22 protein-coding genes and 1 riboswitch are annotated in these 24,290 nt (G+C 53.7%); of the genes, 13 read left to right on the forward strand and 9 right to left on the reverse strand.

Annotation, left to right across the window (positions count from 1 at the left end):
- Nucleotides 1–2: 2 nt before the first annotated feature.
- On the reverse strand, nt 3–1,058 hold the full coding sequence (gene cobW / locus AC2FI9_RS13805; protein ID WP_496768359.1) for a cobalamin biosynthesis protein CobW: 1,056 nt from the start codon (nt 1,056–1,058) through the stop codon (nt 3–5).
- Nucleotides 1,055–1,444: a DUF1636 family protein gene (locus tag AC2FI9_RS13810; RefSeq protein ID WP_496726134.1), complete on the reverse strand. Its 390-nt coding sequence runs from the start codon at nt 1,442–1,444 to the stop codon at nt 1,055–1,057. Before AC2FI9_RS13810 ends, cobW begins: the two co-directional genes overlap by 4 nt.
- A gap of 83 nt (nt 1,445–1,527) precedes the next feature.
- A riboswitch (cobalamin riboswitch) is annotated at nt 1,528–1,737 on the reverse strand.
- 571 nt (nt 1,738–2,308) lie between these two features.
- Here AC2FI9_RS13810 and AC2FI9_RS13815 point away from each other — a divergent pair.
- Nucleotides 2,309–2,479 carry a hypothetical protein gene (locus AC2FI9_RS13815; protein ID WP_496726135.1) on the forward strand — a complete coding sequence of 57 codons (171 nt, stop codon included), beginning with the start codon at nt 2,309–2,311 and terminating at the stop codon, nt 2,477–2,479.
- Nucleotides 2,480–2,721: 242 nt separating this feature from the next.
- On the opposite strand, the gene AC2FI9_RS13820 is transcribed toward AC2FI9_RS13815, so the two are convergent.
- From AC2FI9_RS13820 to AC2FI9_RS13830, 3 genes are all read right to left on the reverse strand, one after another.
- Nucleotides 2,722–3,678: a hypothetical protein gene (locus tag AC2FI9_RS13820; protein WP_496768361.1), complete on the reverse strand. Its 957-nt coding sequence runs from the start codon at nt 3,676–3,678 to the stop codon at nt 2,722–2,724.
- An 862-nt stretch (nt 3,679–4,540) separates the two neighbouring features.
- Nucleotides 4,541–5,065, reverse strand: a complete 525-nt coding sequence (locus AC2FI9_RS13825; RefSeq protein WP_496768363.1) for a flavodoxin domain-containing protein — start codon at nt 5,063–5,065, stop codon at nt 4,541–4,543.
- A gap of 134 nt (nt 5,066–5,199) precedes the next feature.
- A complete protein-coding gene (locus tag AC2FI9_RS13830; protein WP_496768365.1) occupies nt 5,200–5,685 on the reverse strand; it encodes a hypothetical protein in 486 nt (161 codons plus the stop codon).
- A 271-nt stretch (nt 5,686–5,956) separates the two neighbouring features.
- On the opposite strand from AC2FI9_RS13830, the gene AC2FI9_RS13835 reads away from it, so the two are divergent.
- The 8 genes from AC2FI9_RS13835 (at nt 5,957) to AC2FI9_RS13870 (ending at nt 15,949) form a co-directional block, all read left to right on the forward strand.
- On the forward strand, nt 5,957–6,403 hold the full coding sequence (locus AC2FI9_RS13835; protein ID WP_496768367.1) for a universal stress protein: 447 nt from the start codon (nt 5,957–5,959) through the stop codon (nt 6,401–6,403).
- 347 nt (nt 6,404–6,750) lie between these two features.
- Nucleotides 6,751–7,536 carry a formate/nitrite transporter family protein gene (locus AC2FI9_RS13840; protein ID WP_496768369.1) on the forward strand — a complete coding sequence of 262 codons (786 nt, stop codon included), beginning with the start codon at nt 6,751–6,753 and terminating at the stop codon, nt 7,534–7,536.
- A gap of 296 nt (nt 7,537–7,832) precedes the next feature.
- Nucleotides 7,833–8,372 (forward strand): SnoaL-like domain-containing protein, encoded by a 540-nt coding sequence (locus tag AC2FI9_RS13845; protein WP_496741379.1) that lies wholly within the window; start codon nt 7,833–7,835, stop codon nt 8,370–8,372.
- A 347-nt stretch (nt 8,373–8,719) separates the two neighbouring features.
- Nucleotides 8,720–9,715 (forward strand): HlyD family secretion protein, encoded by a 996-nt coding sequence (locus AC2FI9_RS13850; RefSeq protein ID WP_496768371.1) that lies wholly within the window; start codon nt 8,720–8,722, stop codon nt 9,713–9,715.
- On the forward strand, nt 9,712–12,408 hold the full coding sequence (gene rbbA, locus AC2FI9_RS13855; RefSeq protein WP_496768373.1) for a ribosome-associated ATPase/putative transporter RbbA: 2,697 nt from the start codon (nt 9,712–9,714) through the stop codon (nt 12,406–12,408). Before AC2FI9_RS13850 ends, rbbA begins: the two co-directional genes overlap by 4 nt.
- Nucleotides 12,409–13,527 (forward strand): ABC transporter permease, encoded by a 1,119-nt coding sequence (locus AC2FI9_RS13860; RefSeq protein WP_496768375.1) that lies wholly within the window; start codon nt 12,409–12,411, stop codon nt 13,525–13,527.
- Between the two features lie 196 nt (nt 13,528–13,723).
- Nucleotides 13,724–14,224, forward strand: a complete 501-nt coding sequence (locus tag AC2FI9_RS13865) for an Hsp20/alpha crystallin family protein (protein ID WP_496768377.1) — start codon at nt 13,724–13,726, stop codon at nt 14,222–14,224.
- A 150-nt stretch (nt 14,225–14,374) separates the two neighbouring features.
- Nucleotides 14,375–15,949, forward strand: coding sequence for a trypsin-like peptidase domain-containing protein (locus tag AC2FI9_RS13870; RefSeq protein ID WP_496768381.1), 1,575 nt, complete (start codon nt 14,375–14,377; stop codon nt 15,947–15,949).
- A gap of 9 nt (nt 15,950–15,958) precedes the next feature.
- On the opposite strand, the gene AC2FI9_RS13875 is transcribed toward AC2FI9_RS13870, so the two are convergent.
- Both AC2FI9_RS13875 and AC2FI9_RS13880 read right to left on the reverse strand, forming a co-directional pair.
- Nucleotides 15,959–17,575: an MFS transporter gene (locus tag AC2FI9_RS13875; protein WP_496768382.1), complete on the reverse strand. Its 1,617-nt coding sequence runs from the start codon at nt 17,573–17,575 to the stop codon at nt 15,959–15,961.
- A gap of 48 nt (nt 17,576–17,623) precedes the next feature.
- The gene (locus AC2FI9_RS13880) at nt 17,624–18,844 is read right to left on the reverse strand and encodes an APC family permease (RefSeq protein WP_480647919.1); all 1,221 of its coding nucleotides are present in this window, start codon (nt 18,842–18,844) and stop codon (nt 17,624–17,626) included.
- A gap of 263 nt (nt 18,845–19,107) precedes the next feature.
- On the opposite strand from AC2FI9_RS13880, the gene AC2FI9_RS13885 reads away from it, so the two are divergent.
- From AC2FI9_RS13885 to AC2FI9_RS13895, 3 genes are all read left to right on the forward strand, one after another.
- Complete coding sequence (locus AC2FI9_RS13885; protein WP_496768385.1) at nt 19,108–19,578, forward strand: c-type cytochrome; 471 nt, start codon at nt 19,108–19,110, stop codon at nt 19,576–19,578.
- 133 nt (nt 19,579–19,711) lie between these two features.
- Nucleotides 19,712–20,161 carry a phasin family protein gene (locus AC2FI9_RS13890; RefSeq protein ID WP_496768399.1) on the forward strand — a complete coding sequence of 150 codons (450 nt, stop codon included), beginning with the start codon at nt 19,712–19,714 and terminating at the stop codon, nt 20,159–20,161.
- 60 nt (nt 20,162–20,221) lie between these two features.
- The gene (locus AC2FI9_RS13895; protein ID WP_496768403.1) at nt 20,222–20,629 is read left to right on the forward strand and encodes a universal stress protein; all 408 of its coding nucleotides are present in this window, start codon (nt 20,222–20,224) and stop codon (nt 20,627–20,629) included.
- 199 nt (nt 20,630–20,828) lie between these two features.
- On the opposite strand, the gene AC2FI9_RS13900 is transcribed toward AC2FI9_RS13895, so the two are convergent.
- Complete coding sequence (locus AC2FI9_RS13900; protein ID WP_496768405.1) at nt 20,829–22,103, reverse strand: adenylate/guanylate cyclase domain-containing protein; 1,275 nt, start codon at nt 22,101–22,103, stop codon at nt 20,829–20,831.
- A 572-nt stretch (nt 22,104–22,675) separates the two neighbouring features.
- Between AC2FI9_RS13900 and AC2FI9_RS13905 the strand changes: the two genes are divergently transcribed.
- The gene (locus AC2FI9_RS13905; protein WP_496768407.1) at nt 22,676–23,908 is read left to right on the forward strand and encodes a flavin-containing monooxygenase; all 1,233 of its coding nucleotides are present in this window, start codon (nt 22,676–22,678) and stop codon (nt 23,906–23,908) included.
- 55 nt (nt 23,909–23,963) lie between these two features.
- Here the strand turns inward: AC2FI9_RS13905 and AC2FI9_RS13910 are convergent.
- Nucleotides 23,964–24,290 (reverse strand): LysR substrate-binding domain-containing protein (locus AC2FI9_RS13910; RefSeq protein WP_496768409.1); only part of this gene is annotated, 327 nt, incomplete at its 5' end.

Below are 24,290 nucleotides of genomic sequence, written 5' to 3' on the forward strand. Positions count from 1 at the left end.
GCTTACTCGGCGGCCTCGGTCACGCCCACGAGGATATCGCGGATCGTGGCCTCTTTGATGTCGTCGTGTTCGGCGATGACCACCAGACGCGAACGGCGCTCTTCACCGGGTTCCCACGGGCGGTCATACTGGTGACGTACGCGGGCACCAACGGCCTGCACCAGCAGACGCATGGGTTTGCCCTGAACGGCGGCATAGCCTTTGACGCGCAGGATGTTCAGCTCATTGGCCAGACGTTCGATATTGGCGACCAGTTGGGCCGGGTCGGTCTGTTCAGGTAACTCGACGATGATGCTTTCGAAATCGTCGTGTTCGTGGTCGTGATGGCCATCGTGATGCGACGGACGGGCATCCATGTCATCCTCGGCGGCCGCTTCCAGCCCCAGCACGACGCGCACGTCTACGGCACCTTCGGCGACTTCGACCACTGGCAGCGGACGCGGAGCTTCGGCGGCGATGACTTCTTTGGCTTTCGCCACACCTTCGGCGCCCGCCAGATCGGGTTTTGTCAGCAGGATGATGTCGGCGCACGAGATCTGATCCTCGAACACCTCTGACAGGGGCGTTTCGTGGTCGATCGAGTCGTCAGCCAGGCGCTGGGCGTCCACGGCTTCGACACTCGGAGCGAAGCGCCCGGCGGCGACGGCCTCGGCATCGGCCAGAGCGATCACACCGTCAACGGTGATCTTAGAACGGATATCCGGCCAGTCGAACGCCTTCAGCAGCGGCTTCGGCAGCGCCAGACCAGAGGTTTCAATCAGAATGTGATCGGGGCGCGGCTCCAGCGCCATCAGTGCCTCGATGGTCGGAATGAAGTCATCGGCTACGGTGCAGCAGATGCAGCCATTGGCCAGTTCCATGATGTTTTCCGCCGGGCAATCCGGAATGGCGCAGGATTTCAGGATATCGCCATCGACGCCAACATCGCCAAATTCATTGACGACCACAGCCAGACGCTTGCCCTGCGGGTTCTGCATCAGGTGCTTGACCAGCGTGGTCTTGCCCGAGCCCAGAAAGCCGGTGATCACGGTGACGGGAAGTTTTTCAAGATTGCTCATTTCAGGGCTCCAATCGGGGGAATGCGGGCCGCACAGTTTTTGCGGAAATGTTCGGGGCGCTCACGCCATTTCACCAGACCGTCTTCAGCGGCCAGATATTTGGTGACGCCTTCGACGATGGTCTCGACATGGTCGGCCTCGTCGAGGTTTTCATAGACGAAGGTCCATCGGGACGGGCCACCACGCAAAACGATCGAACATCCCTGATCACAGTTCGACAGGCATTCCACCGGCTTCAGGTCCACGCCGTCAGGCAAACCCGCCTGTTCAAGCGCTGTGTGCAGCAAAGTGCCGGGTCGCTGAGCGTCATCTTCGATGGGCAACCCACGGCGGCATGTCGTGCAGACCAGCAATTCGACTGGTGCGGTCTCGGTCACGTCTCTCATCCCCCTAATCCTTTGTACGGGGGACGGGGTTTCATGCGGGCCACGTGTGCGACATGGACCCGACACCGGAACACCCCGCCCGGTTTCAACTTCGGGTGCTGGCAGGTCTCCCGGCTTGCGGATGTCAGAGCGTTTGCCCTGTCGGATGTCCCGCCTTCCCGGCCTATTGGGCCAGTGGCTTTGGGCACCCTCTCCGGTCACGGTCGCGGGGGCGGCTGTGCTTGGCGATGACATCGCTGGCACATTCCCTTTTCATCCATCCGAGGATGGACACCAACGCATGCGACATGCGGCACGGGCAGGGGGCTTGTCAAGCACGACTGAGGATTGAAAACCGGTTAAGTCAGAAAAGCGACCAGCCGAAGTCAGTCAGCGGCATCCGATGCGATCCGATCACGAAGCCAGGAGCAAAACAGCCCCGCAGCCGCGGATGATTGAGCGCTTCCGGGCTTGGCAATCAGGTAGTGCGGTTGTGCAAACGGAATCGCTGGACCGGCAATCGCAACAGGCGCGCCTTGGGCAATCGCGTTCTGTGCGAACCTTTGGGCAATATTAAGGAAGCGGGCAAAGGCGCGACAAAGACAAAGCACATCCCTCTACCACTGTCGCATTGTGCGTCGCGCCGTTTGTTCGCGGGAAAAGATTTGGCACGTGTGGCATTACTTTCAAACCGCTTCGACATTTAACCCCGGACATCAACGGCGACGGTTATGCTGTTCCAGAAGCCAGTAGGAACATGATACCCAAGTGTATACGCCCGAATTTGCGAAAGCAGCGCAGAAGGCTAAGTGTTTGAAAAAGAAGTGGAGGCGAGTACCAATTTCGAACTTGCGTAAAGGAATTAAATTTCTTAATAAATAACAATTGTTTAGTGAGATTTTATCGGTACGTGGGCTTGCGAATGTTGCGGGATTGTTGGTTGAAATTGTTCATTGGCTTAACGCCATCAAGGATGATGCTCGATTTTTGGTTCAAGTGGATTTTGGTGCAATGATCACAGCAACGCTGATTGCTTTCAGGCGCGTCGCAGCCTGAATGCGCCGTCACTCGACCTTCCGCCCGTCAAGATATGAGCCGGTGTTCGGATACCTTGAACGCTGCTTCAATAGCTGCACGATTTCGTCGGCAACAACTGCCATTTTGTCATTTGAAAGATTCTGATGCCGGTTTGCCAGAGTAGTCAGTAGTATACGTAATTCTTCATCCGGAATGGAGCTGTCTAGAGCCACCGACATAATGCTGGGGCTTACAACGCGTGCTAAAACAGTTGAGCGCCGTTAGACAATTGCTCCCGGATCGAACGTCGCGTTCTGGAGGTGTCTAAACCTGGTTCGTTCGTGAAGGTAAGTGTCGTGAGCGAACTTTTCCTCCGGTAGTCGTTTCTCTGCGATCTTCCGATGGAACCTTACAAGTCTAGCAACGTCTTTGACTACAGTGGTGGTCGTTTTCAGTACATCCAGCTTTTTGTCCGAACGGATGTATTCTCGAGCGTCCGCTTTGCACTTGAAACCTGCGAAAAGCAAAGCGTTTGAATCGAGTAGCAGTCGCACCGTGCGACTTTCCCCCATCGAAATGGTTATGCCAGGCTCCACCAAATGATGATGTAGAATAAAGTTCCTTAGACCCATGGCAAAACTATGCGCGCCGGAGTTCTTCCCGATTACCCTTCCAATTCCCCGGGTGTAAGATTCACTGTTTTCCAGCTTGGAGTATTTTCGGATACGTCTGCAAACATCTACGTATGAAGCATAAAGCGCAGAGAATGTTAAAAGATTGGATGTTGCCTTAGATTGTTCTCGAGCATACGCAGAGTTATCTGAGCGCTTGAACTCAAGAACGGTGTCCATCCCTGCCGTAGCCGCATTCAAACCAAGGCTTGCTTCCAGCATTGCGGCATGCACCCTTTCTAAGTTCTCCAGTGCGGTATGAACTTTATGGTAAGGGGAAAAGCGCAATGCGTAATTCCACGATTCCTCTTGCAGCTTTGAAGTGTATGCGGCGAAACCCTCTGGATGATCCGTGCTGCTTTCTGAAGTATATGATGCGACCGTCAGCGCTCGGTTTAACTCGGCGAACTGACCGTCTCCAAAGTCCCATCTCAGTAGGTCGACTTGAGAGAAACACTTCGCTAATTGAAACTCCTGTGTGGTAACACCCTTTGAGACGGATGCAAAAAGATCGTGTGGTTTAAAGCGATGCTTGGCAATGAAACTCGCAAAATCTTCTTTGGGCATTCGAAACCTAGCTAGTTTTGTTGATATCGCATCGAAGACTTTCCGACATGAACTATAAAATTGACTACTAGGGTGCCGCTCTCGGGCGTCTTCTGGTTCCAGCTTCAACCTATGCGGTTACTATCTAGGTATGATGAAGCTTGCAAATCTGTTCCGAAGACAACAACCCCAACCCAAAAACCCACTTTTGAGTTTTTTCGCACCGGCCAATAGAACACGGCGCGAATAAACCCACGTAACAATGCCATGGAAGGACCCGCGATTTTCTTCGGTGGACCAATGTATGAGTTCTTGGCTCGGTTTTGATGACTACGTGGGAGGGAAGGCGAACAAACACCGTCGGATTCTTCGCAATGAACGCAGCGGTGTTGTGCACTGTTTTCAAAGTGCGGGGAGCGGGGGAGGGGGATTCCTTAGAGCATTCTAGAAAAGTGTATTTCTGCGTTTTTTCACATTCTGCGCTATAGGGTATCCCCAAGTCTCCCCATAAATTTATAACTATATTTAAGTTATTGATACTAATAATAAATGCCCTGTTGTCACCTCCTCAAAACGGTCCCCGAATGGCTCCCCATGCTTCCCCGGCGCTCCCCGAGATTTTCTTAGATTCGCCGTCAGGCCCCCTGCGACCTGGCCGAATAACCAGTCTCGACTCCCCGGTAGGGAATGGCGGGGAACTGATATAGGGGCGCGGGGAAAACTGTGGCGGAGTTGAGGCATAGGTTAAACGCAGTTGGGCAATCGTACACCTGATCTGGCGTTGACACTCGATATAAGGATAACGCCAGCGCCCTCATCCGAGTCAGTGAAAGGCCGGCCGAACTCTGTCATTGGTTCGATGCTCTCCGAGGTGACGGCAGACCTAATCGTCCAGGAATGCTGTTACTGTTGTTTTCAACGCATCCCAATCAGTGAATTCTCTCAAGCCATCTCGTGGATCAATCTTCTGGCCTAGCATGACAACGTGTTGGACGATCTCTCTTTCAAAATACCCGTAATTATCAGGCCGTACGGCACCAGCGACCAAGGCGGTCGCGTCTGGTTCGAATTTTGTCCGCATCAGCATTTCGGTAAGATAGTCCCGCGCGTCCTCCTGACCTTTCTGAAAAGCAGCTTTTAGACTGACGGAAAGCAAAAGTGATTTTCGCGAGGATAATGCGTCATGGTGCCTTTCTAAAAACTCCTCGAACGGCTTGGGGTGCCGGCGTTCATGGACGGGAGCCGCAAGGATAACGTGGTCTACATCTTCCAAAGACACTGGACCTGCCAGTTGGTCGATATCGATCAGCCTAGTTTCGTATCCTGCCCCTAACGTGACTTTGTTGATGAAGCGCGAAATCTTGGCGGTCTGACCTTCAATAGTTCCGTAGGCAATAAGTACTGTCATAATGACGCTCCCGCAAACCGGTCTAAACAGCGAACTTACTATGCCGAAACTCTTCGCCACGGCCTTTGATTTCAATCAAAAATGCCGGTCTCTCTAAGCAATCTGGGTAAAGGCGCGACGTCGAAATGACTGGCTCATACTGTTCTGGAAAGCACAAAAGCTATGGCAAGCCAAAATCCAGTGCGTATGGTCATTGCACCGACGGTTCGCCATTCAAATGGCGTGCCACTAAGAGCCACTAATATTAGAACAGCAAACACCAATAGTGTAGATAAGCCAATCAACCAGGCAATGCGTTGTACCCAGAATGTGGATTTGTAGATTGCGAATGCGCCAATCAAATAGACAAATCCAGCCAGAAAATTGAACCAAAGCACGAATGGAACTGCATCTCCGACTGCAGCTTTGGCAGCAGCACCCCCAAATAGAGCCGTTCCCCCTGAGAAAATGGTAAGGAGACCAAAGAGTGCAGCGGCTACTGCAACTGGGCGAACCCAAGACGGAGACGAGGGCATCGTTGTTTTCCTCTGGAATAAGATTGAATTTCGTGTCGTAAGCAATCCGCCGTCCTCACCAAACGAACTGTAACGCACGTCCATAATTGCAATTCTTCTCGCCATTACCCTTGATCTTTATCATTGGGCTTAAATTGATACCCATTGGAAAAAGCAGCGTCTGCGGAAGGTTTTTCGCAATAAATATGTGCTGTTGCCTCTTTGGGTTGACCCGTTTGCAATTCCAACGATTCTTAAAGTTGGTTCGGTTACCGTGAATCTTCTGGAAATGGACGGACGACTACGCTCGAATTTGCAGCGAAGAGTGTTGATTTGAGTCAATGCCAGTTGCCGCAAGTTCGCCCATAGTGACCCTTCACAAAGGAGGGAGTGCGACATGTTCAATAAAATCGTGGTTGGCTTGGATGGATCGGAGGCGTCAGAATCAGCACTACGCGTTGCCTGTGATATCTCAACCAAATATGGCTCTCAAATTCACCTTGTCCATACACCTCAGCCGCAAACCGTGGCTTTCGCAATGGGCGCGGTTGCTGGCTATCACGCCGTCACGACAATGCCTTCAGACGAAGAGGTTCAGCAGGCTGCAGACAAGATCATTTCCGCGGGTAAAGAGATTGCCAAAGAATACAATCAGACGGTTTCGCAAACACATACCCAACGCGGTGATCCGGTCGACGAGATCATCGCATGCGCCAAGCAATGCACAGCAGACCTGATTGTGACGGGCCGCCGCGGATTGGGAAGCATTGGTAGCCTGATTCAAGGGAGCACCTCTCAAGGCATCAGTCGGAATGCCACTTGTGCGGTTTTGACCGTTGCCTAAATATCAAACTTGGTCCCAATCGGCACAAAAACGATGACGATCAATAAGCTTTGCATTGAAGCCTCGTGACAGAACTAAGGTTCGATGGCTACTCCGTGACGCTGAACTCCCGACCGTGAAAATGGAGTCAGATATCCACTGCTTCATGACGGTGGCAGAAAACGGAGGCTGAAACAGAGGTCATGGGTGCCTGTGGCGATGACCGGAGACCAAACTGTGTTAGGCGAAACTACCCGAACTGTGGTGGAACAGATGAACTTCCCCTTTTATTTGTGCATTGGTTCGAGGTCAGAAGATAGGCTGTAAATTTCCTGCTACGTAGATCCGTGTAAACTTTGGAGCCCGACATGAACACCCCGTCCCAGTTCGACGCTCATAAACCCTCTGAAATTGCGACGTTAGTTGAGACTGCCGGGGTCACAAAGGCAAAGTTGCCAATGGCACCCATGTTCGTTCTTGCGATGCTGGCCGGGGCATTCATAGGGTTTGGCGCAGCGGCTTATACGATGGCGGTTACTGGGGCAGACAGCGCTGCGGGGCCGATCCGCGTTCTGGGTGGCGCGGTGTTTTCCCTGGGCCTTATCCTGGTGATCGCAGGTGGTGCAGAATTGTTCACCGGAAATGTTTTGATGGTGATCGCAGCGGTCGACCGCAAGATACCGCTGCGACTGCTGTTTCGAAGCTGGGGCATCGTCTATGCCGGAAACTTCGCGGGCGCCCTCGGGCTTGCATTGGCCTTCTCTCTGACCGGCCTGCTCGAGGGGCCGATGGGCAATACCGCCGTGGTGATAGCCGATGCCAAAGCGGGGTTGGAACCGATGGAGGCCTTCGCCCGTGGCGCACTGTGCAACGGGTTGGTATGCCTTGCTGTTTGGCTGTCCTTTGCCGCCCGCAGCGTCGCCGGCAAGGTTCTGGCCGTTTTGTGGCCCGTCACTGCTTTTGTGTTGCTGGGGCTCGAGCATTCGATTGCGAACATGTTTTTCTTTCCGCAGGGTTGGGCGGCGGGGGCAACTGTGCCGGTTTTCTCAGTGGCGACCAATCTATTGTGGGTTACTCTGGGCAACATTGTCGGCGGGGCGGGAGGAGTCGCCTTGGCCTACTGGTTTGCTTACCTTGGCGCTACTAAAGGGTAAGACCCACTTCTTCGATCACTGCGCCCGCCAGAACAAAACGATCGGTTTCAGTTGGTTTTCAAGGCGTTGTCTAATTGTGCAGCCCAGAACAAGCTTTTCCTGCACTCAATAGTCTAGATGCCAGGAGCATGGTTGTCTTCGTGGTCGATATCGGTTGTCGCATGATAATGCAACACAAGGGGAAGCGGCACAGGCTTGCCTAAGTCCGCTGACCGGGATGCGAGTCGGTTGATCAGTCAGATATGAGAGTTGGATGCGGAGGTGACTCACCGACCACGAGGCAAGGAGATGGCGCATTGGCTGATGACGGTGCCGGGAATTGGGCCGTTCTTTACCACTGCACTAATTGCCCTCTCGTTCCCGAACTGGATTCTTCGCCAACATCTAAATTCATTGATCCTCGTCAAGATTGGAAAAGGCAAGATGTGATACAGTTGATGCCTAAAATGAGGGCTGTCATGGAAGAATTAGTCGATATTGGAAGAACATTTGTTCAGGCGATGCGTGATCGCAGGGGCCTTACAAATGTTGATGAAATGTATGCCGAGAACGCTCAATCCATAGAAGCGGTTGTGCCTCCGGTTCGACAGTTTCGCATCACCAAAGGCCGTGATGCTATCAAAGGGAAAAGAGAGGATTGGCTGGCAACTCATGAAATCATCGAATTCGACGTCGATGGCCCCTATGTTCATCCCCCAAACCGCTTCAGTGTGCGATATAAGGCTGACGTAAAGCAGAAGGAAACTGGACAACGTATCGCCTTGAGCGAGATTGCAGTTTATTCGGTAGCAGAAAGAAAGATTGTACTGGAAGAGTTCTTCATGTTGCCGAAGTAGGAGCGGCAACCCGCAATACTGACGCAGTGTTGGTTTCATCCGCACGCTGGAAGCGTGACTTGTAAGTGCTTTGACTCCATGGATGGACAATTGGGCATTTGTCTCGACCGCGTGATGCTTGCCCATGCGCAACAATTCCGTCAGTTCGGCGCAACCGAAATCGAAAGTCACGCCGTGAAATCCGCATTGAGCCATAGATTCGGGTTAACAATCAGACTGCTGCGCCGGTTTTCTACCCAAGTTTAGCTTGAACAACCCTCTAAAGGGCTCTGTTTGATCCAAAACAAAGCATTTTGCGGGGTTTGAGATAGCGTCACCTAGTAGCTCTAACCGCGGTACGCCAGATCATGAAAAAGAATGTGCGCGCAATACTGATCATCGTAATGCTCCTCCTGGCAGGTGCGGCGTTGTACATATTCGTTTCAGAAGACAGCAGCGAATTGCCAGTTGGATTTGTACAGGGCAATGGACGGATAGAGGCCGAACAAGTGGAAATTGCCCCCACCTTCGCAGGGCGGGTTGCAAAGGTTTTGGCGGCAGAAGGCAACTTGGTTGTTGTGGGTGAACTGTTGGTCGAGATGGACACTGATGAACTGTCTGCAGCGCTTGATCGCGCCAAAGCCGAAGTAGCATTGGCGCGTCAAGCCAAGGCCGAAGCCGAGGCTGTTGTTGTCCAACGAGAAAGCCAACGGCGTCGCGCGGCGCAGGAACTGGAACGGGCAAGGGCACTGTTGGCCGGTCAAAACATTTCGATGACAGTCTTTGAAGATCGCGAAACCGCATTTCAGGTTGCCGACGCCGTTCTGGGTGCCGCCAAGGCCCGGGTTGCAACCTCGGACAGCCAGATCGCGGCTGCCGAAGCCGAAGTGCGCCGGATCACTGCTCAGATCGAGGATGCTTCGCTTGTTGCCCCTATGCCAGGGCGCATTCTTTACAGACTGGCTGAGCCCGGTGAAGTTGTTGGCGCGGGTGAGCCGATTCTTACGCTTCTCAGTTTAGAAAACGTCTATATGGACGTGTACCTGCCCGCACGCGAAGCGGGGTTGATGCCCATCGGGGCTGAGGCGCGCATCGTACTTGATGCCTTGCCGGATTTTGCCGTTCCTGCAACCGTCACTTTTGTATCCCCCGAAGCCCAGTTCACTCCGAAGCAGGTAGAGACATTGAGCGAGCGTGAACAGTTGGTCTTTCGCGTTCGGGTTCGCATTCCTGAGGATCTGATCACAGAACGGATCGAACATGTGAAAACCGGCCTTCGCGGTATCACTGTGATCAGGCTTTCTTCTGACAGTGTATGGCCGGAATATCTGGAAAGGCGGATTCCACCCGAACTGTTCGAATGAATTCCCAGGCGGGCCCATCTGGTTTCTGCATCAGCGGTGTCACGCATAAGTATCGCCAGCGCATTGCACTGGATAACCTGTCGCTTGATCTGCCGATTGGTCAGCTTATTGGACTGATCGGGCCTGACGGGGTTGGCAAATCAACGCTTTTGGGTTTGATCACCGGCGCGAAGAAGCTTCAATCCGGCACAATCAATGTTCTCGGAGGCCCAATCGACGACCGCGCCCATCGTCACCATATCTGCCCTGCGATCGCATTTATGCCGCAGGGATTGGGCCGTAATCTCTATGCAGAATTGTCGGTGCGCGAAAACCTTGAGTTCTTTTCGCGTCTCTTCGGACAAGGGCAGCAGGAGCGTGACATCCGGATCGCAGCATTGCTTTCGGCAACCGGGCTTGCGCCTTTCTCTGATCGGCTGATGGGAAAACTCTCGGGCGGCATGAAGCAAAAGCTCGGGCTGTGTTGTGCACTGATCCATGATCCTAAGCTTTTGGTTCTGGATGAGCCGACCACCGGCATCGACCCACTGTCGCGGCGTCAGTTCTGGGCGCTGATCGACGCGGTCCGAGAGGCTTCACCCGACCTCTCCATACTGGTTTCGACAGCTTATATGGAAGAAGCCGAACAATTCGACTTTATCGTCGCGATGGATGCCGGGCGCGTACTCTTCCATGGTTCTCCGGCAGAATTGAAGGGGGAAGCCAGCGATCTTGAAACGTCCTACCGGCGGTTGCAGGCGCACGGAGATCCCCTGATCGCACCAAGGAAAGCGCCCACACATCACCGTGAGGCAGACCCAGTGATCACGGCACGCGGATTGACGCGGCGCTTTGGCGATTTCACGGCAGTCAATAACGTCGAATTCTCGATCAACCGTGGTGAGATTTTCGGCTTCCTCGGGTCGAACGGCTGCGGCAAGTCGACCACCATGAAAATGCTGACAGGTCTTCTGCCCGCAAGTGACGGTGAGGCGCTACTGTTCGGAAGACCGGTTGATGCACGCGACCTGAGGATGCGTCGCGAGATTGGCTATATGAGTCAGGCATTCTCGCTTTATGGCGAGTTGACCGTTCGGCAGAACCTTCAGCTTCACGCCCGCATCTTTGCGATCACGGACCGCGATAGGCGTATCGACGAACTGGCGGAACGCTTCGGCCTGATTGCACATATGGACACGCTGGCCACGGCGCTGCCACTTGGCATCAAGCAACGTCTTTCCCTGGCGGTCGCTGTGATCCACCGACCTCGCGTACTGATCCTGGATGAACCAACTTCGGGGGTGGACCCTGAGGCGCGCGACTCGTTTTGGGCGTTGCTGATTGAGCTTTCGAGACATGAAGAAGTGACGATTTTCGTCTCGACCCATTTCATGGCCGAAGCAGAGCGCTGTGATCGGGTGTCGTTCATGCACGCGGGCCGTGTTCTGGCTGAGGGAACACCGGATGAGTTGATCGCCGGGGCACAGGTAGACAGTCTGGAAGAAGCATTTGTCACGGTATTGAAGGCAGCTGACCCTCCGGCACCGGTGAAAGCTCCTGAGGCATCGGTTCATGCCCTTGATGACAGCGCTGGCGGGGGTATCAGGCGCGCACTGGCATATACGAGGCGTGAAACCATCGAGATTTTGCGCGACCGCGTGCGTTTGGCGTTTGCGTTCCTGGGCTCGGTGATCCTGATGCTGGTCTTTTGCTATGGGATTACGCTGGACATCGAAGAACTGGATTTCGCGGTACTGGATTTGTCACAGGGCCCAGAAAGCCGCGCCTACATTGCAGAGATTTCAGGATCGCGCTACTTCAACCCAACGCAGCCACTGACGAGTATCGGTGAGGGCCATGAACGGCTGGCCCGAGGAGATGCCTCGCTGGTTGTCGAACTCCCACCTGATTTCGGGCGCAAGATCCGCTCTGGCGAAGCAACGGACGTGCTTGCAATTGTGGACGGCGCAATTCCATTCAAGGGCGAGACCGTGGAAGGTTATGTGGCGGGGCTCCACAATACCTTTTTGGCGGCAATGGCCCGCCAAAAAGGTGTGCATCCGGTCGAGATCGCCCGTATCGAACCACGCTTCAGGTACAATCAGAGTTTCGAGAGTATTGCCGCAATGGCCCCGGCCATGCCTGCGATCCTTTTGATAATGTTACCGGCAGTTCTGATGGCGGTCAGCGTCGCGCGTGAGAAAGAGTTGGGAACCATCACCAATTTCTATGCGACGCCAACGACGCGTCTTGAGTTTCTGATTGGCAAACAAATCCCCTATATCGCAATCGCGTTCGCCAATTTCCTGCTCTTGGCCGGAATGACGGTCCTTGTTTTTGATGTACCGCTCAAAGGCAACCCGGTTCCCCTGGCGATTGGCGCGTTGCTGTATGTCTGGGCGACCACATCTTATGGGCTGCTCATTGCGACCATGACCTCGAGCCAGGTGGCCGCTACCTTCGCTACCGCCATCGCCTCGGTCGTACCGACCATTCAGTTCTCGGGCCTGCTGCAGCCGGTTTCAACGCTTGAAGGCGGTGCGCAGACAATCGGATCGCTCTGGCCGTCATCCTATTTCCTGCACCTGAATGTCGGTGCCTTCACCAAAGGGCTGGGCTGGAGTGCGCTTGCCCCCGATCTTCTCGCCCTGGCCTGTTTCGGGCCGGTGCTGACGTTGATCGCGGCCCTTTTGCTTCGAGCGCAGGAGAAGTGAATGCAACGGTTGTCCTGCATCTTCTGGCTTGGCTTGAAAGAAATGATGAGCCTTCGACGTGACTGGGTGATGATGGCGCTGCTGGTCTGGTCATTCACCCTGGCACCCGTGATGGAGGCGACGGGGGTTTCGAACTCGGTCAACAATGCCTCCATTGCATTTGCCGATGAGGATGGCTCGCCCCTTTCACGGTCTCTTGCCACGGCGTTCTTCCCTCCGGAGTTTCAACCCGTTGTCCAGATTGCACCGGGTACCGGAGCCGAAAAGATGGATGCCGGGTATTTCCTGTTTGTGGTTGCGGTGCCACCAGGGTTCGAGAAAGATGTTCGCGCCGGGCGCACGCCGGAAATTCAGGTTCTGATTGATGCGACGGCGATGGAACAGGCCGGGATTGGCGCAAACTATATCATCAATATCCTCAGCGCCGAGATCCGTCGCTTTGCCATTGGTGCGGACCTGGCTGAGTCATTGCCCGTCGATATCATCATGCGCAGTGCGTTCAATCCCAACCGTGATACTGTTCGTTTTGCCGGCATCGTGGCTCTCATCGGCCAGATCATGTGGCTGACCACGATCCTTACCGGTGCCGCAATGATCCGCGAGCGTGAACATGGAACAATCGAACACCTGCTTGCGATGCCGCTTACACCGTTTGACATTGCGATGGCCAAGATTTGGGCAAACGCTGCTGTGGTTCTGGTTGCCGCAGCCTTGTCCTTGACCTTTGTAATGCAGGGTGCCCTGGGGATCAGCATCGCCGGTTCAAAAGGGTTGTTTCTTTTTGGCACCGCCCTGTTTCTTTTCACGGCGACCGCACTTGGGGTATTTCTTGCAACGATTGCACGCTCAATGGCGCAATTTGCACTTTTGGTAATGCTGACAGTCCTTCCGATGCTGATGCTGTCAGGGGGAGAGACACCGATCGAGGGTCAACCCGACTGGCTTCAGATCGGAACATCGGTCCTCCCGTCCCGCCATTACATGTCCGCCAGCCAATCCATTATCTTCAAGGGTGTGGGGATTGAGACGGTCTGGCCAGAGCTCTTATGGATGGCGTTACTCGGCGCAATCCTTCTGGCGTCAAGCCTGATGCTTTTCAGACGCTCGGTGGCGCAATAGAGTTAGATCATTTTGCCCCTTGGCCTGGACGTATGACTGGTAATACGCCTTGTTTCATTTCAGAATGCCGATACGGTCGGGATGTCTCTTGACGCGATACCGAGGACACTTGGTTGCGCAAGATCAAGGCAACTAGATGCATCTTTTGCCATAATGCAGCCTCCCCCCAATCGCACCAAAGGAGGAGGATCAGAAAATGCTTGAAGACAAAAAACCACAACTGTTTGCTGGAACACATCCGCTCTCTGATAATTTTCGACGCGAAATGGAATCCATGATGTCGCGCTTTTTCGGGGGCGCAGCGCCATTCCTGCCGCTGGAAACAGCCGCGCAACGCACGGGCTTCCCGTCGTTGGACATGACGGGTGCGATTTCGCCGGCGATTGACATCCACGAAACGGATACAGCGATCGTTCTCACGGCTGAATTGCCGGGTCTCGAAGAAGACGACGTCGAAGTCGAAATCAAAGGCCGCAGATTGACCCTGCGAGGCCAGAAGAAGGTCACACATGATGACACGGGCGATCTGCGCGTTAGCGAGAGAAGCTTTGGCAGTTTCACCCGGACAATGACGCTGCCTGATGCAGTCGATATCGAGGAGATTTCCGCTGCGTTCGACAAAGGTGTCCTGCACGTCACGATGCCGAAAACCGAACCTCAGGATCCCAGCCGGAAGATTAAGGTCTCATCGAAATAGGCGCAATGGAGGCGCACGCGCAACCATCATGGTCCGGGCAGCATGCGCGGACCCTTGGTGTTCTTAAAACGAGCACATTATTGCCCACCATAGCGGTTTCACTGCTGGGCATGATAATGTGCCAATAGCGCTAGAGAACTGAGATGGACGATGCGGACGCCTGACAAAAGCGATGTGGAAAGTGAAACGGGCGATGTCCGTGCATTTCTGGAGAGCTTGACGGGGCCGTCCCGCGGAACCGTTACCTGGCTTGTCGGCAACGCTTTGGCTGCTTCGGTGGGTCCTGATCGTATCCTGAAGTTCAGGCGAAAAGAGGATTTGGCCCCGCATGACGAAGACGTGGCGACCATTCAGTGGTCGCAAGGCGGTTACGCGCTAAACGCGTTGCCTGGCCGGGATATTTGGGTCAATGGTCAAAAAACTGCTTCGGCAGTTCTTAGGCATGGCGACATGATTGAGTTCGGTGAAGAGGGGCCCATGTCGCGCTACAGGGTGTGTGACCACTCATTCCCTGCACATCACACGGTCGAAGACATAATAAGTGACGCTTATGTGTATGCGCGCTCCAGCCGACGACCCTTGGCCAGAAAAATGTCCGGTGCGCTGCGCGAAGGCGGGCGTCGGCTGACATCACAAACCACGGTTTTGTTCAGGGTTACCGTTATCGGTGTGCTTCTTCTGATCTTTGCCTTTGGCTATTTGCTTTTTCAGAACGACCGGAAGCTGGCGGACAGCCTTAAACAGGAATCTCTCAAGATCGAGGCGGTTGCTGTCATGCTTACGCAGACGCGAGAAGATGCACTGACGGCGGATGATCTGGTGGCGCTCAGAGAAGCGTTTGACAACCAGGTGATTTCCACCGAGCAGCGCCTTGGCACTTTGGAAGAACGCGCTGGTGCGTCAAGGCGAGTTATCACAGCCTCGACGCGATCTATTGCCTTTATCCAGGGTGCTTACGGATTGCGACAGACCGAAAGCGGCAAATTGCTGCGGCATGTGCTTGGCCCGGACGGGGAGAAACTAAAAACTCCATTCGGAAAACCATGGATTGAGCCAGATGCGGCAGGCGCGCCAGCAGAATTTCAGTTCACTGGAACCGGGTTTCTATTGCAGGACACCTCTCTTTTGGTGACCAACCGTCATGTCGCCTTGCCCTGGACGACCGGGGATCGGGCGCAGGCCCTGAAGGCAGCAGGGCTTGAAGCCGAGATACTTAGCCTGCTGGCTTATCTTCCAGAACAATCCAAGCCAATGGAAGCGGTATTGCTTAGGGCAAGCAAAACGGCCGATCTGGCGCTTCTGTCCGTTGATGCGAACCGTGTTCAAGGGCTTGGACTTTCACTGGCACCTCACCCGACGCGAGCAGGTGAAGAAGTTTTCTTGCTTGGATTTCCGACTGGCCTTAAGGCCTTGATTGTGCAGGCTGGGCCGGATTTTCTGAAAACGCTTGAGAGAGACGGCGCCGTCGATTTCTGGACTATTGCAAAACACCTTTCAGAGCAGAACAAGATCAGGCCTCTGGCCAGCCGGGGGATCGTCGCCCAGACCAGTGCCGGTGCAGTCGTCTATGATGCTGAAACCACAACCGGCGGAAGCGGCGGACCTGCCCTGAACCGAAATGGCGAGGTGGTTGCTATCAATGCCGCGATCTTACCCGAATTTGGCGGCTCGAATATTGGCGTTCCGGTGTCACACCTCAAGATACTTCTCGATGAAAGCGATTGATCCGCATATTCAATCGCGCGTCTGATAAGGCGAGTTTTGCACAAGAAAAACCACAGCCAGTGGGATGATGACAGAGATCAAGCCCACGGTAATCAGCAAGTTCCCTAAGTGGCTATAGTCAGCGACGGAGGCAACGGTACCCGTTCTGGGATCGGTAACCGCGCGGGTAACGGTAAAGATCTGATTCAGGTATTTTGTACCGAGACTGCTTGCTGACAATGCCATGTTGGTGAACGACGCCATGACCGCAAAAAAGGTAGCCTTCAGATGTGTTGGGGCGTTGCGCGCGATCCAAGCCAACATTGGGACCATCGCGATCTGACTCAGCGGTGACTCAACGGCTGTGTCAAGAATGGCGATAAACCTTGCATCCACGACCCCACCTGTGCGCGCGGCCGTCCATTCATGCACCCCGTAGTACAAGGCAAGGTTTGGCAGGGACAGCACTCCGGCGGCAATCGTGAGTAACACTACAACCTGCGCAATCGAACGACTTGCCATAAACGGCCTGAGGATAATCAGGCCAAGCAGAGCAAGTAGTGAGGTCAGAAGCGCTAGAATGGCCAGGAACTGTTCGTCAAACCCAAGCTCGTCGATCTCGAACCAGGTCAGGCCCGGTCCTGGCAAGGGAACTGCTCGAAAAACGAAAATGATAGTTGCTGTCCCGATCAGAACTTTGGCCTGTTTCCACTCCAGCTCTCTCAGCAAACGCGACATGAGGTAGAGAATGACCGTGAGCGACACCGCAAAAACGGTCTCTTGCGCGAAGGCAAAATTTGCGGTTCCCAACACTATGCTGAGAACAACAAACGCAAGTCCGCCCAGCAGTATCGGCCACCTTACTTCGGTGGTTTGATCTGGTCTGTGCAGAAGGTGTCCTCGACGAACGAGGCGACGCTGTATCAGAGCGTGAAGAACCACTCCACTGACAGACAACAGTGGGATAGCCAGGGCAATGAGATAGACCCGACCGTAGAGAACCAAACGATCGGCTTGCTCCAGATTTTCCGCCCCCGAAAAAATCCAGATGTTAACCGCGGCGACCCCTGCAAACCCGGATATGATCGCAATCCTGCCGAGGGTCTGCATGGTGGTGTGCCGGGCACGAACTTCGTCCTGAATAAACGCGCGTCCGTCTCGGTCCGATTGCGGCACTGCTTCGACTGTCATGGCGTCAGCAACGACATCCTGAATGGCATAACCTGAAGGAGCCAACATCAAGGCAACGACGTACCAATTCTCAAGTGGCATAATGCCGGCCATTTGGTCAGGCGCAGCCACAAGCCTGTACATGATGAGCAATGACGTCGTGATAAGGGATGCGCCAACGACAATCAGCAGGGATTTCCAGCGCCAGAACAGATCAACAAGATGACCCAGCGGCATTTTTAGAATCCACGGCAACCCGGCCCAGAATGCCAATCCCGCAACAGAGGCGGCGGATAGATTCAGATAGTCTTTAAGAAAAAACGCACCGACGACGGATGTTAGTCCCGAAACCCCGGCCGCAAAGTAAACCATCAATGGTGGCAAGTAAGACCATTGCAATTGTGCGACCAGATCAACGAAAGTCCGGTGCCACCAGCCTGAAATCCGCCTTCCAATTGTTGATCGGTCAGTGTTCATGCGTCAGTCGGACCCCGTTCTGATGACCCTGTGCTGTCGGTTTTCCTCTCAGAGAAATCCGGCACCAAAAAGCAGAGCGCTGGTCAGCACCCCAAGGATTGGCACAACAAGAGGTACGCGGAAATGTTCCCGAGTTGACCCTGGCCGGGACTTCAGCAATATCAGCGAGATGTTGACCAAAACAAACACTCCCAAAACGATCTGGGATGTGCGTTCCGCTAGTATGCCGATTGGCAGAGTTTGCGTCAGCAGAAGGATTATCGCAACTACCAACAGGGTTGCGACGACCGGTGTTTGGGTAACCTGCGGGACAGTCGCCAGTATTTTCGGAAGATGATCCCGGTCGGCAAGACCATAGATCACCCGCGACGCCATAATCATCTGGATCAAGACGCCATTGACTGTTGCAACAACCGCGACTGCGGCGAACCCTTGTTTGATTACTTCGGGTGCGTCGAAGAAAACCAGCGTGAGTGGGGCGGCCGAGGTCGACAAGGTATCGATAGGAACAACGAGCAGGACCGTGATCGAGGTCGCTAGATACAAACCCGTCGCCAGAACGAGCGTTAAAAGGATAGCCTTTGGAATTGTGTGGGTTGGGTCTTTTACCTCTTCCGCGACGTTTGCCATGTCCTCAAAGCCGACAAAGGCAAAAAAAGCCAGCAGAGATGCCGCCATAATACCGCGCCAGGTACTGAGCTCGAGCCCCGGAATCATCTCACTAATTTCATGGCCTTGCGGTTCCTGCACAGACATGCCCCAGCCAATCACAAAAAGAAGCCCCGCGATCTCGATGACCGTGATCACGGCTGCCACAAATACCGATTGTGTAATGCCCCAGAGTGCAATCAGCCCCATTACCGACACAACGCAGATCGTAAGCAATGCGGTGCCAAGCCCCGTCAGGGTGTGAAGGTATGAGGCCGCCCCAATCGCAACAGCGGAGGCTGAAATAATCCCAGACGCAGCAACGGCAAGACCGATTAGAACCGCCATCCAGCCCCTTTGAAATCCCGCTTCAACGTATGCCGCTTCACCCGCGCTTACGGGATAGCGTGTCGCGAGTTCGGCGTACGACAAAGCCGTCAGCGAAACGACGAGCGCTGCAACAAGAAACGAAACTGCAGCATAAGGGCCCGCGGCCTCGGCGGTTGCGCCGACGAGCACATAAATTCCCGCACCGACGGTAACACCGAGCCCATATAATGTAAGCAACGGGGTGGTGAGAGAACGTCGGAGTTTAGGGGACGGTGGATCAACTGTATGCATTCACCTCACTCCTTGATGGGCAATTGCCGGGTTACCGAAGCTGTGCCGCAAACAAGCACCCCGATGATAAACCAAGGGCTCATCACCGCTCATGCCGAGCTCCTTCTGAAACATTCATACTTTGATATGTAATTCTTTATTTGGCATTGATCTATATCATTAGGCGCTAAGACTGATCAGAGAGGCGGATCCGAATGCTGCGACCGTCGTTTCGTGATGGTTTTTCCCAGCTGGTACTCAAAGGTTGAATATGAGCGAGATCAATGAAGCATTCATTCGATATCGCGTATTTTCAACTCGAAATGCTGATCTCGGAGGAGGAACAGATGCTAGTTTGTCGCGGACTTCTTTTGTCAATATTTGCTGCAAGTGCTGCACTGGCGCAGGATATTGACCTTCAAAATGGGCACGATCTCTACAGAACTTATTGTTGGCAATGCCATGGTTTCGAGGCCACAGGAGATGGTCCAATGGCGGAGATGCTGGCGATAAGGACACCCGATCTGACGAGGCTCGCGGCCCAAAACGACGGTGTTTTTCCGATTGAGGCGGTGGCGCGTCAAATTGATGGTCGCGCACCATTGCTCGCGCATGGCGGAGAAATGCCCATTTTTGGAACAGCTTTGGACTCGGACCAAAAAGTTGCGCTGACCATGCCTGATGGCCAGCCGATGTTCGCAGGTGTGCCGTTGGCAAATGTGATTTACTATCTGGAGTCTATTCAAATCGAGTAGTTTGGTACAAATGCCGCCATTAGATTGTAGAGCACCACTGCCCACGTTTGTTGACGCCGGTTGATCTACATTAAGGTTATTTTCTACGGGAATTGGTAACATTCAGCATTGGGAAGATGAGGAGGAATCTCCGATGCCTGAAGAGAAGCCAAAATCAAGTTACTCCAACCCACTTGTCGATATTTTCAAGCAGATGCAGCCGTCTACTTCAGCCAATCCGTTTTTAGACGCTCAGCTTGAGCAATTCTGGGACACGCAGGAGAAGTCACTGAAAGAGGCAGAGGCCTTTGCTCAACATTGGTTTGAGAGGCGTCACGAGGCTGTTCGAACCGCGCTTGAAGCTGCGCGCTCGGCGTCTGCTGTAGACCCGACTGATCCGGCGAAAGCGCTGCAATCCATAGCAGAGTGGCAGAAGCACTCAGCCGAACGCCTTGTGGCTGACGCTCAGGAATGGTTCGAAACAGTTGCCCGATGTGCAGTATATGCAGCGGAAACCGAAGCCGAAGCTGTAGAAAAGACAATAGATGATGTCGCAAGTACAGCAAAGAAAGCGGGTAAGTCTTCGAAATCAGAACCGGTTTAGTGTGCCGCATCACTGCGGAGGCCGGAAAGATCGTAGCTGGAGCAATGGAAGGTAGCTAATATGTATAAAAACATTCTGGTACCAGTCGCGCTGGACAAAGATCATGATACACAGGCCTCATTTGAAGCTGCTCGTTTGCTGGCGAATGCAAATGCGGAATTCACAGTGCTCCATGTGCAGGAACCGATCCCTGCATATGTGGCATCCCAGATACCCGAGGAAGTTATGGCAAACACGCGAAAAGAGCTTCAGGAAGGCTTACATCGGAACGCTGCAGAGCTACCGGGCGCGAAACCGCGGCTTATCTCGGGGAGCGCTGGCCGAGCGATCGTTGATTTCGCAAATGAAAACAAAATCGATTGCATAGTGCTGGCCTCACACAAGCCGGGAATCGAGAACATATTTATTGGGTCGACTGCGAACCGGGTCGTTCACCACGCTAATTGTTCTGTCCATGTGGTCCGCTGAACCGGTTTCTGGTAAGCGCCGCACGTCGATTTAGCGTCGTGGATGAGTCGACTTTCCAGATCCCAGTTATTTTACGATCATCACACGCTGCATGAACATGTGGAAATGGAAGGCGTTGATAAGCTCAATGAGTGGGTCCGACTGAATGGATTGCGAAAGTTGAATTCAGGGGAATGGCAAAGCCATGAGCAAATACTTACTATTTCGGTATGTAGGTCCAAACGCCGATCTTTCCGCGTCTTCCTCTCAAATCTTGCACTCCGGCGGGAACCAATCTTTTGATTAAAGATTGCCCGATCTTGTCCGTCGGATCTATTGCCTCGATCAATAAATCGCTAACCACCAAAGAGGCTTTTAGTTTCCGGGACAGCTGCTCAAGCCTGCTTGCGACGTTCACGGTATCGCCGATGACACTGTATTCAAGACGGCGTTGGTTTCCGATGTCACCTGAGATAACGGGACCGAAGTGGATGCCAATCCCAATGCGTACCGGAGGAAGCCTTTCGGCACTCCTGTCACGGTTCCAGATGCTCAATGCCTCAAACATGTCAAAGGCGCATTGAAGTGCCTTTCTGGCGTCGTTCTCACTGGCCTCTGGTGTCCCGAAGGTCGCCATCAGCCCGTCGCCCAGATATTTGTCCAGTGTGCCTCCGTTCTCGAAAACTGCCTTGCCCAACCTGTCATGATACCCGCGTAAGAAATCAACGACATCGCTAGGGGCGTCGTTCTCGCACATGGAGGTAAACCCGATGATGTCAACAAACATGACAGCGACGTCTTGTTCACGCGCATCGCCAAAGCTGTCCTCGGCACTACTGAGACGGTCCACAACGTTTGGCGAAAAGTAGCGTGCAAGATTGGAGCGTGACCGCTCCGTACGAATTCGACTTTCTACAAGCCGCCGAGAGCGACGTACCAAGGCGGCGAGGCCAGCAGTAACAAGCAAGCAAACGATGATCTCTTGAGCCCAAAATCCCAGAAAGATGAAATTCGGATCAGAGCGCGCCATCAAAAAGTCCTCCACAGTGCGCTCACTAAGATCGAGGTTGGTATAGGCGCCAGGTTGGCTCACAAACCAAACCAGCATTCCTGTGCGCGCTGTAACGATGCAAAAACCGCACCAGAGAACCAGGCTTGGGCGAAAGCTGAATGCTGCCTGCATCAGGAAGAGATAGAAATAGGTGAACTGGCTTCCATTCATCAGGATCGCAGGTGGTAAATTGTATTCAGCGAAAGGGTTTGGAGTGCTGGAGATGAAAGCCAGCAAAGCACAGTCGATGGCAACGAAGACATAGTTCATTACACTGGCATTCGCGCTATGCTTGGCTGAAAAGTACTGCAAGATTCCAAGCACCGCGAATACTGCAACCTGAGAAATATCGTAGAGAAAGCTGGCACCGCGGCTTTGTGTGTCTATCGCAACCCAGATCAAAACAATACAAAGTGCTGTGGTTCGAACCTTCGCGGCCAGCAAAAGACCCTGCTGCTCTGCCTCGGCAAATCTGTCTTCGTTGCGACGCGTCAGCCGTCCTTGCGCGCGCTCTACAGCTGTACGATCAGCCGTTACGGGTTTCTGAAGATGCGTCACACCGCTTCCCTCCGATATCGAACAGCATAGCGGTCGTCGTCACGGACTAGAAGCGGAGTACATCTGGCTGCGGTTTGAGAACAGGACATTCGCCGCAGTGCGATATCTGGGTAGTTTGGGCTGAGGCTGTGTGAAAACTCCGGCCCACCAACTCTCTTGTCGAGCTCGTTTTCAGCGCCTGTGTAAATTGCTCTCTCAGAAGCGCGGAAGAACGCACATAAAGGGTATTTTCGACATATTTCGCCAACCGGTCAGAGTTTTCACACAGCCTCGGCTCATCGCAGACCTCGGAGCAAGTGCGGCAAGCACCCCGCCTCACATAATACTACCACCGAGGACGGCCCAAAGCCGCCATTTGCGCCAGCGGCATCGAAGGTCTAGTTCGAGCCCTGAGCGGACATTGATACATTGAAGCAACTAGCTGTCGCCGATAGAGTTTCATAGAGAGGTTTGCTGTTATGTACACCCTGATTGACACTGTGGTTGTGGGCGGAGGTCAAGCTGGTCTTTCCGTTAGCTGGCACTTAAAGCAGGCTGGCCTTGATCACGTTGTTTTGGACCGCGGGCAGATTGGCGATACATGGCGTAACCGTTGGGACTCGTTCTGCCTTGTCTCTCCTAACAAACTCTGCCGACTTCCAGGTTTCCATTACGATGGGGATGATCCCGATGGTTTCATGCTCCGCGATGAGATCGTCAAGTACATCGAAGACTATGCGAGCAGTTTTGGTCCGCCCTATCGAGGGGGCGTCGAGGTGGCTAGAATCGAGGCAAGTGCAGGACCGGGTCGGTTCAAACTAACCATATCAGATGGCGAAATCAGAGCGCAGAACTTGATCGTCACCGTCGGCACGCATCAACACCCGAATATACCAAGTTGGCATTACGATCTGCCCGAAAGGGTTACTGGCATACATACGTGTATCTATCGCAACTCAGCGAGCCTACCGGATGGTGCGGTATTCATTATTGGAAGTGGTCAGTCAGGGTGTCAGGTCGCTGAGGACCTGCACTTATCCGGGCGCGACGTACATCTCGCAGTGGGCAGTGCTGGCCGCATCCCACGTCGCTATAGGGGTCGCGACATTTTTGAATGGGACTTGGCGACTGGGTACATGAACATGGCGGTAAAGGACCATCCCAAAGGGACAGCTATCCGGTTCAAAGCCCATCCACATCTCTCAGGGCGAGAGGGTGGTCGTATTAATGATCTGCGCCAGATGGCGCTCGACGGGGTCAAACTACACAGCAAGGTTGAGTGTGTTCAAGACGGGTGTCTGATTTTGGCGGGCGGACTTGAAGAGACGCTCAAGGCAGTGGACGATGTGTGTCGCGCGGAAATGGAGAGCATCGACACGTTTGTTGCAGAGAATGGACTCGATGATCCCAAGGAAATTGTTGTCCCGATCAACTGGCAGCCCAAACCTGAACCACCGTTCTTCGACTTGGCTGCAGCAAATGTTTCAACCGTCATATACGCAACTGGGTTTCACCGCGATTTTGGATGGATCGACTTGCCAGTCTTCGATGAGACTGGCTATCCGCTATATGAGCGAGGTGCTACGGATATAGCAGGCCTGTACTTCTGCGGACTGCATTGGATGCATACACAAGGGTCTGGCCTGTTTTATGGCGTGGGCGAGGACGCGGAGTACGTAGTTGATCACTTGATTTCTACTTCGAACAAATAAGCTACGCGACAGCCTCGAGCCTAGCTTGGATCGAAGGTTTCCAACTGTAACAAGATCAGCTTCCAGAGTTGTGTCTCGATACGGCTTGTGATTGCGCTTTAAGCCAGTTGACGAACACCTTAGCCTCTGGGCGCTGAAATTCTGCTTGAGTCTGGATGTAATAGACGCCGAAGAGTGGCTCAGAGAACAACTCAATCATCCGGCCAGATGACAGATCGTCCTCGAAAAAAGCTCTGGCAGAATACGTGATACCGTCACCCCGGCGAACCGCAGTCATGATCAGGTTCCCCGGCATGTGATTGATCGTCAATGGCTCGGGAGGTACGACCCCATGATAGGTGAACCAGTCGGCCGCCTCGTTGGTGCCCAGTTCCTGCAACCA

The sequence above is a fragment of the Ruegeria sp. CDSA246 genome (assembly GCF_059611225.1).

What these genes read in the sequence shown, in the direction of transcription:
- AC2FI9_RS13890 (WP_496768399.1), top strand. Translation starts at nt 19,712, where the DNA reads ATGCCTGAAGAGAAGCCAAAATCAAGTTACTCCAACCCACTTGTCGAT.
- AC2FI9_RS13835 (WP_496768367.1), top strand. Translation starts at nt 5,957, where the DNA reads ATGTTCAATAAAATCGTGGTTGGCTTGGATGGATCGGAGGCGTCAGAA.
- AC2FI9_RS13880 (WP_480647919.1), bottom strand. Translation starts at nt 18,844, where the DNA reads ATGCATACAGTTGATCCACCGTCCCCTAAACTCCGACGTTCTCTCACC.
- AC2FI9_RS13895 (WP_496768403.1), top strand. Translation starts at nt 20,222, where the DNA reads ATGTATAAAAACATTCTGGTACCAGTCGCGCTGGACAAAGATCATGAT.
- AC2FI9_RS13840 (WP_496768369.1), top strand. Translation starts at nt 6,751, where the DNA reads ATGAACACCCCGTCCCAGTTCGACGCTCATAAACCCTCTGAAATTGCG.
- AC2FI9_RS13850 (WP_496768371.1), top strand. Translation starts at nt 8,720, where the DNA reads ATGAAAAAGAATGTGCGCGCAATACTGATCATCGTAATGCTCCTCCTG.
- AC2FI9_RS13825 (WP_496768363.1), bottom strand. Translation starts at nt 5,065, where the DNA reads ATGACAGTACTTATTGCCTACGGAACTATTGAAGGTCAGACCGCCAAG.
- AC2FI9_RS13860 (WP_496768375.1), top strand. Translation starts at nt 12,409, where the DNA reads ATGCAACGGTTGTCCTGCATCTTCTGGCTTGGCTTGAAAGAAATGATG.
- AC2FI9_RS13810 (WP_496726134.1), bottom strand. Translation starts at nt 1,444, where the DNA reads ATGAGAGACGTGACCGAGACCGCACCAGTCGAATTGCTGGTCTGCACG.
- AC2FI9_RS13905 (WP_496768407.1), top strand. Translation starts at nt 22,676, where the DNA reads ATGTACACCCTGATTGACACTGTGGTTGTGGGCGGAGGTCAAGCTGGT.
- AC2FI9_RS13870 (WP_496768381.1), top strand. Translation starts at nt 14,375, where the DNA reads ATGCGGACGCCTGACAAAAGCGATGTGGAAAGTGAAACGGGCGATGTC.
- AC2FI9_RS13830 (WP_496768365.1), bottom strand. Translation starts at nt 5,685, where the DNA reads ATGGCGAGAAGAATTGCAATTATGGACGTGCGTTACAGTTCGTTTGGT.
- cobW (WP_496768359.1), bottom strand. Translation starts at nt 1,058, where the DNA reads ATGAGCAATCTTGAAAAACTTCCCGTCACCGTGATCACCGGCTTTCTG.
- AC2FI9_RS13885 (WP_496768385.1), top strand. Translation starts at nt 19,108, where the DNA reads ATGAAGCATTCATTCGATATCGCGTATTTTCAACTCGAAATGCTGATC.
- AC2FI9_RS13865 (WP_496768377.1), top strand. Translation starts at nt 13,724, where the DNA reads ATGCTTGAAGACAAAAAACCACAACTGTTTGCTGGAACACATCCGCTC.
- AC2FI9_RS13820 (WP_496768361.1), bottom strand. Translation starts at nt 3,678, where the DNA reads ATGCCCAAAGAAGATTTTGCGAGTTTCATTGCCAAGCATCGCTTTAAA.
- AC2FI9_RS13875 (WP_496768382.1), bottom strand. Translation starts at nt 17,575, where the DNA reads ATGAACACTGACCGATCAACAATTGGAAGGCGGATTTCAGGCTGGTGG.
- rbbA (WP_496768373.1), top strand. Translation starts at nt 9,712, where the DNA reads ATGAATTCCCAGGCGGGCCCATCTGGTTTCTGCATCAGCGGTGTCACG.